Below are 12,832 nucleotides of genomic sequence, written 5' to 3' on the forward strand. Positions count from 1 at the left end.
GCGCGATATTAGCACAGGGTTACAGGAGGCTTGTGGCGGGCGTGACAGAAGATGGTGTGGCGAGGGAGCTGGCTCCCGCTGGACTGCGCAGCAGGCCCATTTTCAGGGCCGCTTCGCGCCCCGGCGGGAGCAGGCTCCCTCGCCACAAAAGCCCGCTCCCACAGAGATTCAGGTGATGTCGGCCGGCACGGGTGCATCCAGGCCCATGGCATGCAGGCGGGCGTAATAGCCGTTCTGTGCCAACAGCTCGCCGTGGGTGCCCCGCTCAACGATGCGGCCGTCATCCATCACCAGAATCAGGTCGGCTTTCTCGATGGTGGACAAGCGGTGCGCGATCACCAGAGTCGTGCGGCCCTGCATGACTTTGTCCAGGGCGGCCTGAATGTGCCGTTCGGACTCGGTGTCGAGCGCCGAGGTGGCCTCGTCGAGAATCAGCAGCGGCGCGTTCTTGAGCAAGGCTCGGGCGATTGCCAGACGCTGACGTTGACCGCCGGACAACAGCACGCCATTTTCGCCGACCTGTGTGTCGAAGCCTTTTGGCAACTGGTCGATGAAGTCTTTGGCGTAGGCATCTGCCGCCGCGGCCTCAACGTCTGCCCTTGGAGCACCGGCCAAATCGCCGTAGGCAATGTTGTTGGTCACGGTGTCACTGAACAGGGTGACGTGCTGGGTGACCTGGGCAATGTGCTTGCGCAGGTTGAGCAGCTTGTAGTCTTCGATTTCTACGCCATCGAGCAGGATTTCACCGCTTTCGTGGTGGTAGAAACGCGGAATCAGGCTGGCCAGGGTCGACTTGCCACTGCCGGAACGGCCGACGAGGGCGATCATCTGCCCAGGTTCGGCGGTGAAGCTGATGTCCTTGAGCACGTGGCGTTCGGTGCCTGGGTACGTGAAGTTCAGATTGCGCACGTCCAGACGGCCGCTGACCTTGTCGCGCTCGACGGTGCCGCCGTCGACTTCCTGTTCTTCGTCCAGCTGTTCAAAAATACTTTCGGCACCGGCCACACCTTTCTGGATGGTCGAGCTGACTTCAGACAATTGGCGGATCGGCTTGGGCAGCAGGCCCGCCAGCGTGATGTAAGCCACCATGTCACCCGCCGACGCGTCGCCACGAAGGTAAAGCACGAGGAACATCAGCACCGCCATGGCGGTATAGATCACCAACTGCAGCGCCGGGGTGTAGATCGCCCCGGTGCGGGTCATGCTCAGTTGTTTGTTGGTGTTGCTCAGGCTGGCCTTGAGGAAACGCTTTTCCTCGTAGACCTCACCGCCAAAGCTGCGCACTACGCGGTAGCCCTGGATGGTTTCAGAGGCGACGTGGGTCACGTCGCCCATGGCTACCTGAATCTTCTTGCTCTGCTTGCGGAATTTCTTGCTGGCGGTTCTGACCATCACGGCAATCAACGGCAGGATGGCGACCATCACCAGCGTCAGGCGCCAGTTCATGAACAGCAGCGAGACGAACAGGAAGATCACCGTCATGCCTTCGCGAATCACCACCTTGATGGCATCGGTCGCCGCACCCGTGACCATGGTCACGTTGAAGGTGATGCGGGAAATCAAGTGCCCGGAATTGTGGTTATCGAAGTAGCGGTTCGGCAATGTCAGCAGGTTGTTGAACAACTGCACGCGCAGGTCGTGGACAAGGCCCAGCGAAACCTTGGCCAACAGGTAGTTGCCCAGAAACGAACCCAAACCCTGCCAGGCTGCGATCAAAATGATCAACAGCGGCACGGCTTGCAACAATTGCAGGTCCCGCAGCAGCGGTACGCTTGGGAACAGCACCGCTTCGGGGTTGGACAGGCCGTCGACGAAGTACTTGAGGATGTACCCCAGCATGGGCTGGGTCGACGCAAAAATCAGAAACCCAAGGATACTCAGCGCAAACAAGCCGGCGTAGGGCTTAACGTAGGTGAGCAGACGGAAGTATATTTTCAAGCTCGAAGGGCTTGCGCTCGGACTAGAGTCGGTCATATCACGCGGCGTTTTGAAAAAGGAGGCTGACTTTAGCACAGCTTCTCTGTTGTACTTGCACCTGGCATGCCCCTCGGCCCGGCTGGATCCAACTGGCGACATTATATAGCCACTACTTTAATGTGGTCGGCTTTCTCTATTCTGGAATGGCTTTTACTGTATGCAGTCCAAGCGTCTTCACTATGGCTCAAATCGCGTTTTCGACTTCCTGGTTCTGTGGATTTTGCCCATTGGCTTGTTGTTGTTGCTGAGTTCGCTGTTCTACGTCACCAATCGCAATGTGATGCACCGGTTCTATTACGGCTTTTTCAGCGTGCCCACGTTGCTCCTGCTGTGCTTGCGCCCCAGGGAATTCAAGGCGTTGCTGCGTGAACCGCTGGCGGTTGCCTTCCTGGCATTTTCTGCCTGGGCACTGACCACTGTGCTCTGGAGCCCGGCACCGACCGGCGACTCAAACCTGTTCAAGGTCCCGCTGCAAACGTTCATGCTGTTTGCCGGCTGCGGGCTGCTGCTGCACTACCGCAACGACCTGTTTCGACCCATATTTTTCAGCGCTTCCGTGATTACGTTAGTGATCTGCTTGCTCAACCTGATTGCGTTTTTCCGAGGCTTCGAGCCGGGAATGCGCATGATCGGTGGCCTGGGTGCTCTCGACAATCCGTTGCTCAGCTCTCACCTGTTCGGTTTTTTCTGCGTGTATTGGCTGTATGTTTGCGTCAATACCAAGCGTTTCAGCACGCTGTGGCTCAGCGTACCCGCCGTCGCGATCATGGGCGTAGTCATACTGGCGACGGGCTCCAGGACCCCCTTTGTTGCACTGACTCTGGCCGTATTCTGGATGGGACTGCTGAGCCGTAATCGGCGGTCGGCGCTGATGGTGATTGGCCTGGTAGTGGCAGGCGTCGCGCTGGTGCTGTTTTATCCGGAACTGATCACCGAACGCGGCAGCTCATTTCGCTTCGAAATATGGCGCATTATTCTGGATCGCATCTCTGACGCTCCCTGGATAGGCCACAGCTACGATTCAGAACTCTATGTGATGCCTGAAAACTATAGCGACATCGCACTGCGCGAACCCCACAGCTTTGCCCTGGGCGTGCTGTATTACATCGGCATCATCGGCTTCATACCGTGGCTTTTCATGCTGGGCAGAGGCCTTTATCAAGGCTTCAGAGAGCGCGCGCAGCCGCTGTTTATCCTGGCATCCTCGCTGCTGGCTTACGGCATCGGCGCTGGCCTGACCGAAGGCGGTGGCATTCTTTCGCGGCCCAAGGAGCACTGGTTCCTGCTGTGGATTCCGCTGGCGTTGATCGCTGGCTTGAGCATCGCCCAGCGCCGTCACAGCCTGTTGCGCATGCCGGTCAAAACGCCCCGGCCGCAAGCTTTTGAAGCCCTGCGCGAAGGCGCTGACATTATTGAAGAAGACGGCCTTGGCCCCAAAGTCCTGCGCCTGGCGGACGGCAGCTTCCTGAAACTGTTCAGGGCGCGCCGCTGGTACACTTCCGGCGGGTTCAACCCCTACTCGGAGCGTTTTGCCAGCAACAGCGAGCAATTGCGGTCGATCGGTATTGCTTCGCCGCCTATCCTCGATCTGTATCACCTGCAAGACGCCAGTACCGCCGTGCGCTATCAACCGCTGCCCGGCCTGACCCTGCGCCAGGCCCTGCAGAGTCTGGACAGCAGCCTGCGAGAGTCGTTGATTGAACGTTTTGGTAGGTTCATGGCGCAATTGCACGAGCGCGGCGTTTATTTCCGCTCACTGCATCTGGGCAATGTGCTGCTGATGGACGACGGTGAGTTCGGGCTGATTGACGTGGCCGACCTGCGCATTTACCCATCGCCTCTGCGCAACGCACTGCGCCAGCGTAACTTGAAGCATATGCAGCGCTACCCGCAGGACCGCAACTGGCTGTTCGAATCGCACTTCGAACAATTGGCCCAGGGCTATGCATCGGTAGCGTCGCCGCAATCTACGGCAAAAATCCGCGAGCAGGTTCTGTCGCTCGCTCGCCCTGCTGCCTGAGCCATTTGAAAGATGCGCCCCCTGGAGGGGCGCACGCAGTCGCGGTCAGCCTTTTTCCAGCGGGGAAAAATACAGCCGCATCAAGCCCCGCCACGTTTTCTTGTTCCATGCCCGAAACGGAATCTGCGCGAGCAGCTCCCGCGCCAACGCGCGATTGCGATTGGACGTTTTGAGGAACATGGAACTGAGAAACTTGTAACGCACCTCGTCGTATTGCGGATGGTCACTGAACAACGCGTACGAGCGCAGAATATTGTCGATCATAAAGCGGTGATTCTTGTACGAGTTGGTGGCGTGCTTGCGGTAGCGCGCCATGACCACGTTCAAACCATCGATGAAATACCCGGCGTGGGTAATTTTCAATTCAATCAGCAAATCTTCCAGACGGATTTCAGGGTCGAAACCGCCGACCTTCTCCAGCGCTTCGCGGCGAATCATCAGCGTGGGCGCAGGCGGATAAGGCTTGCGTTCCATGAACAAGTCGTCGAAGTCCAAGCGCCGGAAAGGCACATCCCGACGCTGACGCTTTTCCGGAAACAGCTCACCCTGGGAATCGATCAGTTCGATGTTCCCCGCGCAAATCCCCACCTCGGGCTTGCCGTCCATATAGGCCACCTGGGTCGCAATGCGCTCGGGCAACATAATGTCATCGGAGCCGAACGGCACTATCAGCGGGCCCTGGGACCGTGCAATGGCACCGTTGAGCGTATTGGTCAGCCCTTGGTTCTGCTGCACGCGAAAATCGAAGGTGTGATGTTCCTGTAACCGGCGAATGCGCTCGACGCTGTCGTCTGTCGAACCATCGTCAATCACCAGCAATTCGATGTTGGGGTACGTCTGGTTCAGGACGCTGAGGATGCTGTCCTCAATGTAGGGCGCATGGTTGTAAGACGCGATGATCACGGTGACCAAAGGCTGATGCTGGTTCATACATTGCTCCCGTGTGCTTGAGCCAATCCGGAATCAATCAGCTCCAGGTATTCCTGACGGAAGACCTCAATGTCGTGCTGCGCCTGGAGGTACCTATAAGCCTGTTCGCCCTTCTGCGCCAGCGCCTCAGCGGACAGCGCCAGGTAGGTGTCCAGCGCCCGCGTCAGTTCGGGGACATTGGCCGGCTCAACCGCCAGGCCACCTGCTCCCTCAATCAGTGGAAGCATGGCCGGCACGCTTGAAGCGATCACCGGCAGGCGGCCGCTCATACCCTCCAGCAGCGCCAGGCCCAGGCCTTCCGCCAGCGACGGCATGGCCCAAATATCGAAGGCGCGCACGTACTGCAAGGCATTCTCCTTGAAACCCAATAAATGCACACGCCCGTCCAGACCAAGGCTTTGGATTTGCGCGGCCAGGTTGGATTCCTCGCGCCCCGCACCAATGATGGCGAGTTGTGCTGTGGGGTACTTGTCTTTGAGTGCGGCGAACGCCTGCAACAAATAGGTGTGGCCCTTGACGGGCACCAGGCGCCCCAACGCGCCGATCAGACGCACCGAAGGGTCGATGCCGAGCAACTCGCGCGCACGTTCGCGCGAATGCTGCAGGGCTTCGGCCTGCTCGATGTCGATGGCGTTGGTGATGGCGTACGTATTGCTGTCAGTAAAGCCGCACTGGCAGTCCAGCAGGTACTGTTTGACCGCAGGTGACACTCCGACGAAACGCCAGTGTTCGTCGATCCAGCGCTGCGCCTGCTTGCGCCGGTAGAGACGGTCATACTCGCCGAAGCCGTGGGAGATGCCGATACACAGCGGGATCTCCAACCAGCGGTTCAGTTGCAACATCATGTTGACCGGCTTAAAGCGGTTGCACACCACGACGTCGAACTTTTCCCGGCGGCAGAACTTGTACAGCTGCCACATGGCGCGCAGCCTCAAGCCTTTGAGGGACTTGTCGGAAAACTCGAAGTAGACCGATGTGCCCGCGCGGCTGACCGGCGCCCCGGGCCCAGGACGGCCACGCAGGAACGCTGCCGTGACCTCATAGCGGTCTGCCGGCAATGCCTTGACGATCTGCTCGGCGAGGTCGGCAAAGTCATGGGATTTAACATTGTAGTCAGGCTGCAATTGCAGAACCTTGAAACGCCGACTCATAACTCTCCTCGATGGAAACCTGTGGCATCAATAACCCAAGAGGGTTGCGCAGCGAGCGCCTCAACGTACTCGTCGCTGGGCGACGGTAATAACGACCACTGATTACGCTTCCAACAGACAAAATGGAAATACGGAAATTCCCGCTCGCCATCCCTGTCATTGGTCAGCCGACCGTTGTTCCAGAACCATTGATGAGGGAAGCGATCACTGCCGTCATGCCATTTGATGACGCCACCCGGCGTGCTGAACGCTTCGGTGAACTCACTGCGTCGACGCCAGGGATTGAGCATGCCCACCAGATTGAACAACGGTTTCGGGAAATTCTTGCGCCACAGGAAAATACGGCTGAACGCACCCTCATCCAGCGCATGATGCGCCTGGTCGGTGAAACGCGCTTCCCATTCCTTGATCTGCATGAACGCATGCCGTTTTCTGGCGGAATTGCGCATCAGGCACAAATGGCCGGCGACCCGGCGCTCATGGGTCGAAAACAAGTCGTAGCCGGCCAATCGCTCGGCGGTGAAGTAATTGCGCAGGTTGCCGTAAATAAGGTCCAGGTCGCCAAACGCCCAGAAATCATAGCCATCGAGGCGATCCGCATGGATATGCCCCAGTGCCGGCTTTATGTCACACAACTTGTAAGGCTCTTGAGGCGCAAAGTTGATGTACAGGCGCTGCGAAACCAGCGCGCAGTAATCGGCAAAGGTGATGCTTTCAATCTTGACGTTGTCCGGCACGTCTTTGGGCATTGGGCAATCGCTGAATAGCAGCCAGTCAATGTCCGCGTTGCGCCGGCAGCTTTCGAGGAAAAAAGGCATCCAGAATGGCCAGCGGCCAAAGTAAGGAATAATGAAAAGAATGCGAGGGCGCTGATTGATCACTCTGGAGACTCACTGTCATTGAGGCAGGAGCGCTCTTCGCTCCAACACGTTGCGTTACGTTACTTATGGTTGATGAACCAAAAAAGTTCATGGCGCCGAATGGCTTTGCGGAAGAACTCGTTCTCCCCCCAGGGCGAGATGGCTCTGCCCGCCAACAGGCGCTGAATGACACGCCGAACGCGCCGTTTAAACGGCATCCTCGGCTGCAAGTCATGCATCATGCCAAGCGACATCGCCTTGTCACACTGCTGCTCTTGGGATATCGGCAGGCAATAAGGCTGAAAAGTGTACGTTGAATCAAAGCATGGTGGCAAAGCGATACCAGCACCCGAATCGCCCATCGGCCAGCGGTCATTGTCATGCAAATGGTTGGCGTAACCCAGCAACGTGGTCGGCTGCCATTCGAGCCCCTGCAATGCTTCCAACACGGCTTGCTGAGCGCAGATATGGTCAGGGTGCGGATCCAGCACCGCATGAGGCAGCACGATAACCTCCGGACGCGCCATCAACAGCACCGCGCGAAGATCAGCCAGCAGGTTGTTCCAGGTCGGTCGCCCGTCAGCATCCGCTGGCAACGTGAACGGGTTGAACTGGCGAAACACACGAATATCATCCAGGTCGGCTTCCCGGGACGCTACCGCCCGGTCAGGCTCGGCCTTCATCGCCGCCAGCTGCAGGCAAAAATACCCCAACTGCACGCAATGCTCCTGCGCCACCCCGGCCCAACGCGGCACGGCAATGCTGTCCCAGGCACGCAAGCGGCCCTTGAGCCGCGCCGCCTCGGGCTTGTTCAGGCCCATGTGCTGATAGTGTTCGGCTTCAATTTCGCCGGCCGTCAACGTCACGATCCAGGGTTGCGTCGCCTGGCAGTAGAGGCCAAAGGCTGCCAGCTCGGCGTCGTCGGCGTGGGGGGCAATCACCATCACCCGCTGCCGGCGCACGTCGGGTTGGCGGAAGACAGACAAAACGGGCGAGCCCTGCACGCGGCAGAAGCGACTGCGCAGCAGCAACTGCCCATCGAGAAGCGCTTGCGCCTGGCCGGTCAGGTTCAGGTAGCGCAAGCCATTCACGCCGCGCTCGAACACCTGACGGTCACCGTCGGGCAAGGCAATGAACGGATCGATAAAGCGGCCCAGCCAATTGCTCTTGAGGCGCAGCGCCAGGATCAGCGTTTCATCGCCGTCCAGCTTTAAAGGCTGGCTGAGCACCAAGCGACCCTGCTCCAGGCTGACTTCAGGCTGCTCGGTGTCCGCCGCAAATTGATACTGATAGTCGTCTTTGGGCGAGTAGAAAAGGTGATCGGCAAACCAGGCTTCATGCGCCACCCAGGCCAGCACCGCCAGCACCAGCGGCAACCACCAGGCCACGAGCACACCTACGGCAACCAACAGCAACAACCCCACCAGCAGGCTGATGCGTTTGTGGCGGCGATGGCGCTTTAGCAGCGCCTGCTTGCGGCTCACGGACTCACTCATGTTTTGAATACCGGCACAGGGTTGCACCAACGGTCCTTGTACTCACGGTCGGCGCGGCCAAACGAAAACCGCAGCGGCTTGCCGACTGCCCGCGCCTGTTCCCAGGCACTTTGTGTGTTGAGGAAACTCAGCACGCTGCCCGGGCTGAACGCGCGCGTTTCGGGGTCAACACCGCCGTTGATGTACTCGACGCTGACCCACTGCGGCGCTTCAACGCGGTACACCAACTGAATGGCAATCGGCGCATCGTTAAGGAAAATCACCGAACCGATCAGCCATTCGCGCAATAACTCGATGACCTGCGCCATGTGCTCGGCGCCGGTGGCGGCAAAACCCCAGCGGCGCTGGAACAGATCGCAGTAGATCGCCGCCAGCTCAGCGCTGGAAAATTCCTGCACCGCACGCACCACGCCACCCGCTTCCTCGAGCAAACGCAGCTCACGGCGCTGGTTGTAGCGAAACTTTTTCGACAGCTCTTCAGGGCTGCGCGCCATGGCCAACTGTTCGGTCTGCAGCTTGATACCGGCAAACCGGCCTTCATTCAGCGCCGACAAGTAACGACCGCGATGGCGCAGCGGCACCTGGGCATCGGCAGCGGCGGGCAGGATCAGCTCGGCATTGCCCAGGTCAAACAAGCCTTTCTTGCCCTGACGCTTGAGCACGTCTTTGGACAAAGCCAGATCCTGGCCCCAGGTGGCGATGCTCGCCTTAAGCTCGCCGCCCTGCTCCCACGCCAGATAGCGCACGGGGATTTCAGCCAGCCCGGCCAGCCGCTCGACCACCTGCGGATGGGTCGCCACACTGCCACCAAAACGCTGCCAGGCAGCGCTGTAGGTGGAGGCATCAACGACGGACCAGCCACGCTCGCGCCAGCCTTGGAATCGATTGAGCATCAAGCCCTCGCGGTCAGTTCGATGACGTGAGGCAACTGCCAGAACGTCGCGCGTACCGCCTGATCCGAGAACCGCGCGTGCAGGCGCTCCAGCATCATTTCGGCACATTGCTGGTGCTGTTGACGGTCCATCGCCGCCAGGTGCCGAAGCCCTTGGCCCAGGTGGTCGGCATCGCCGAAGGGAAACAGGATCCCCACACCGTCAACCACTTCCCGGGCGCCACCGCAGGAGGTGGCCAGCAGCGGCACGCCAGCGGCCATGGCTTCGAGCAACACCATGCCAAACGGTTCATGGTCGGAACTCAACGCAAACACATCGAACGCACGGAAATACCGGCGCGCGTCCGGCACTTGGCCAAGGAACAGCACGCGGTCGGCAATATCCAGCTCGCGGGCCAGGGCCTTGAGGTCCTTTTCCAGGCGCCCGGTGCCGAGGATCGCCAGACGACTCTGCGCCGGCAAATGCGCCAATGCACGGGCAAAGCCCTTGATCAGCGTGGCTTGGTCCTTGTCCGGGTGCAGGCGGCCGACGTTACCGACCACCCATTCATCCGGCGACAACCCCAAGGCATCCCGCGCAGCTTCGGCCGGCACCTGCAGCGCTTGCATGGCCTCAACGTCGATGCGGTTATACAAGGTCTGGATGCGCGCCGCAGGCCAAGCCGGCAGGCAGCGACGCATGTCATCGCGCACCGCATCAGACACACCGAGCAGGCTCAGGCGCTTGCGAAAAATCGACGCGAACAGTTTGCGGGTGCCGCGCTTGTAGTCACCAAACGCGTGATGTACACCGATCACCGGCAGGCGCGTGCCCAGCAGGGCGATATAGATCGGCTTGAAGCGGTGAGCGATGCAGAAACTGAAATTGCGCGATGCGGCAATCCTGCGCAGCTCACGGATGGCCCCCAGCTTCAGGCCACGAATGGCCTTGGAGCTGAATTCCATGAACAACACTTCATCACTGGCACAACCGGCGGCGACATCGGGGTCGGCGACCCCGGTGAGAAACACCGTCGTCACCTTGTAGCCGGAGCCTGCGAACAGGCTCGCGTACTGTCGCGCGCAATCCAGAAACGGCCCGTCATAGCCGTGGCAGAACTGCAGGACGTGACGTTCAGCCGACCGTGTCATAAGGGTCCACGCCGTCTTTGACGACCAGGATGTCTTCCATGATCAGGTACTCAAGGTCCGAGCCGAAAAACATGTTCAGCGCGTCGGTTGGCGAGCAGATCATCGCTTCACCACGACGGTTGAGCGAGGTGTTCAGCGACACGCCGTTGCCGGTCAGCACTTCCAGCTCTTTCATCATGTCGTAGTAGCGCGGGTTGTATTCGCGCTTGAGCACCTGGGCGCGGGAGGTGCCATCTTCATGGACCACTTCCGGCACGCGGGTTTTCCACTCTTCAGACACTTCAAAGGTGAAGGTCATGAACGGCGCCGGGTGATCGACCTTGATCATCAGCGGGGCCACGGTGTCGAGCATCGACGGGCAGAAAGGCCTCCAGCGCTCGCGGAACTTGATCTGGTGGTTGATGCGGTCAGCCACGCCGGTGGCGCTCGGGCAACCGATGATCGAACGACCGCCGAGGGCACGCGGGCCAAACTCCATGCGGCCCTGGAACCAGGCCACCGGGTTGCCGTCGACCATGATTTTGGCGATGCGCTTGGGCATGTTTTCGATCTGGCGCCACTTGGGCTTGCTCGCATGCTTGGCGCACGCGGCAATCACGTCTTCGTTGCTGTAGGACGGGCCGAGGTAGACGTGTTCCATCTTCTCCACCGGCACACCACGGGCGTGGGACACATAGGCCGCCGCGCCCACCGCAGTACCCGCATCACCGGACGCAGGCTGCACGAACAGTTCCTTCACGTCGTCACGGGCGATGATTTTCTGGTTCAGCTTGACGTTCAGCGCGCAACCGCCAGCGAAGGCCAGCTTGCCGGTGTCTTTGAGGATGTCGCCCAGGTAGTGGTCGATCATCTGCAACGCCAGCTTCTCGAACAGCGCCTGCATGCTGGCCGCGTAGTGGATGTACGGCTCGTCGGCGATGTCGCCTTCGCGTTTTGGGCCCAGCCACTCGATCAGTTTTGGCGAGAAGTAGAAACCCTTGCCCTTCTCTTTGTAGCGGCGCAGGCCGATGACGTTGGCGTAGTCGGTGTTGATCACCAGCTCGCCGTTTTCAAAGGAGGCCAGGCGCGAGAAATCGTATTTGCTGGCATCGCCGTACGGCGCCATGCCCATGACCTTGAACTCGCCGTCGAGCATCTCGAAACCGAGGAACTCGGTGATCGCGCCATACAGGCCGCCGAGGGAGTCCGGATCGTAGAATTCTTTAATCTTGTGGATCTTGCCGTTTTCGCCGTAGCCGAAGAACGTGGTGGCGTACTCGCCCTTGCCGTCGATGCCCAGGATCGCGGTTTTTTCCTGGAAGCCGGAGCAGTGGTAGGCACTGGAGGCGTGGGCCAGGTGGTGTTCAACCGGTTCGATCTTGATTTTCTTCGGATCGAAGCCCAGTTGCTCCAGGCACCAGACGATCTTGTTGCGGTAGCGCTTGTAGCGACGGTTGCCCATCAGGATCGCGTCGAGGGCGCGGTCCGGGGCGTACCAGTAACGCTTGGCGTAGTGCCAGCGCGCCTCGCCGAACAGGCTGATCGGGGCAAACGGGATCGCCACCACGTCAACGTCGGAAGGCTTGATGCCGGCCTGTTCCAGGCAGAACTTCGCCGATTCGTAGGGCATGCGGTTCTTTGCATGTTTGTCGCGTACGAAGCGCTCTTCTTCGGCGGCCGCGATCAGCTTGCCGTCGATATACAGGGCTGCGGAAGGATCATGGCTAAGGGCGCCGGACAGGCCAAGAATCGTCAATGCCACAGGGGTCTAGCCTCTTTTAGTCTGCATGCAGGCGGGTCGCGCCTGAAAAAAGTGTGCTTCCCGCCTGGGCAGGAAACAGCTAAAGGGCGGGATTATAGCGTAAAAGCACCAGGAAGCTGTTAGCCGCGAGGACTAGCGAAGTTCGATACTGCCGTCGACGTTTTGCCGGTAGATCGTGTAAGGCAGGATGAGCGTATCCAGAACACCGGAGACAGGCACATCAATGAACGCCCAGGGCACGCTGTTCAACGACACCCCGGTCGCGGAACTCGGCGGCGCATGCAACACGCACAAGTCATAGGCGAGGCCGCTGTAGACACGCGGAACAGACTGACAATAGGTTTTTTTCGCCTTGAGGCTTTGAACCGTGGCGTTGTCCCCTCGAAACACCGTGGTCACCGTACCGCAGCCGCCCATGAGCAGAAAACCGCCCATCAAGCCCAGCAGGCCTGCCATTTTTGTTACTTTCATAGTTGCCTCGCCTCACGGGAAAGGCGCAAACCTAACACCCTGGCCTGGCACCCACAGCCTCCAAGTACCCAAAACAGAGTAGGAACCTTCTTTTTCGGCAAAAGAACGGGAGTAACCGGTAAACTCGGTTTTTTCCCCGCGTTGACGCCTGTCACCCGCGCAG

General features: G+C 59.5%; 10 protein-coding genes. 1 reads left to right on the forward strand and 9 read right to left on the reverse strand.

What is annotated here, in order from left to right:
* Window positions 1-168 precede the first annotated feature (168 nt).
* On the reverse strand, window positions 169-1,974 hold the full coding sequence (gene msbA / locus ACP7A2_RS19365; protein WP_426135499.1) for a lipid A export permease/ATP-binding protein MsbA: 1,806 nt from the start codon (window positions 1,972-1,974) through the stop codon (window positions 169-171).
* Between the two features lie 160 nt (window positions 1,975-2,134).
* Here msbA and ACP7A2_RS19370 point away from each other — a divergent pair, with 160 nt between their 5' ends.
* Complete coding sequence (locus ACP7A2_RS19370) at window positions 2,135-3,997, forward strand: O-antigen ligase family protein (protein ID WP_426135500.1); 1,863 nt, start codon at window positions 2,135-2,137, stop codon at window positions 3,995-3,997.
* 45 nt (window positions 3,998-4,042) lie between these two features.
* Here ACP7A2_RS19370 and ACP7A2_RS19375 read toward each other — a convergent pair whose 3' ends face one another.
* From ACP7A2_RS19375 to ACP7A2_RS19410, 8 genes are all read right to left on the reverse strand, one after another.
* Window positions 4,043-4,927 (reverse strand): glycosyltransferase, encoded by an 885-nt coding sequence (locus ACP7A2_RS19375; protein WP_426135501.1) that lies wholly within the window; start codon window positions 4,925-4,927, stop codon window positions 4,043-4,045.
* The gene (locus tag ACP7A2_RS19380) at window positions 4,924-6,078 is read right to left on the reverse strand and encodes a glycosyltransferase family 4 protein (RefSeq protein WP_426135502.1); all 1,155 of its coding nucleotides are present in this window, start codon (window positions 6,076-6,078) and stop codon (window positions 4,924-4,926) included. Before ACP7A2_RS19380 ends, ACP7A2_RS19375 begins: the two co-directional genes overlap by 4 nt.
* Entirely contained in the window at window positions 6,075-6,959 is an 885-nt protein-coding gene (locus tag ACP7A2_RS19385) for a DUF6625 family protein (protein WP_426135503.1), read from the reverse strand. Before ACP7A2_RS19385 ends, ACP7A2_RS19380 begins: the two co-directional genes overlap by 4 nt.
* 59 nt (window positions 6,960-7,018) lie before the next feature.
* Window positions 7,019-8,434, reverse strand: coding sequence for a PIG-L deacetylase family protein (locus ACP7A2_RS19390; protein ID WP_426135504.1), 1,416 nt, complete (start codon window positions 8,432-8,434; stop codon window positions 7,019-7,021).
* Entirely contained in the window at window positions 8,431-9,327 is an 897-nt protein-coding gene (locus tag ACP7A2_RS19395; protein ID WP_426135505.1) for an antimicrobial resistance protein Mig-14, read from the reverse strand. Before ACP7A2_RS19395 ends, ACP7A2_RS19390 begins: the two co-directional genes overlap by 4 nt.
* The gene (locus ACP7A2_RS19400; RefSeq protein ID WP_426135506.1) at window positions 9,327-10,457 is read right to left on the reverse strand and encodes a glycosyltransferase; all 1,131 of its coding nucleotides are present in this window, start codon (window positions 10,455-10,457) and stop codon (window positions 9,327-9,329) included. Before ACP7A2_RS19400 ends, ACP7A2_RS19395 begins: the two co-directional genes overlap by 1 nt.
* A complete protein-coding gene (locus ACP7A2_RS19405; protein WP_375069436.1) occupies window positions 10,441-12,198 on the reverse strand; it encodes a carbamoyltransferase family protein in 1,758 nt (585 codons plus the stop codon). Before ACP7A2_RS19405 ends, ACP7A2_RS19400 begins: the two co-directional genes overlap by 17 nt.
* A 132-nt stretch (window positions 12,199-12,330) precedes the next feature.
* Window positions 12,331-12,669, reverse strand: a complete 339-nt coding sequence (locus ACP7A2_RS19410; protein ID WP_426135507.1) for a YceK/YidQ family lipoprotein — start codon at window positions 12,667-12,669, stop codon at window positions 12,331-12,333.
* Window positions 12,670-12,832 lie beyond the last annotated feature (163 nt).

This window comes from Pseudomonas sp. PWP3-1b2, from assembly GCF_049896045.1.
In the GTDB taxonomy this organism is placed as follows: Bacteria; Pseudomonadota; Gammaproteobacteria; order Pseudomonadales; family Pseudomonadaceae; genus Aquipseudomonas; species Aquipseudomonas antarctica_B.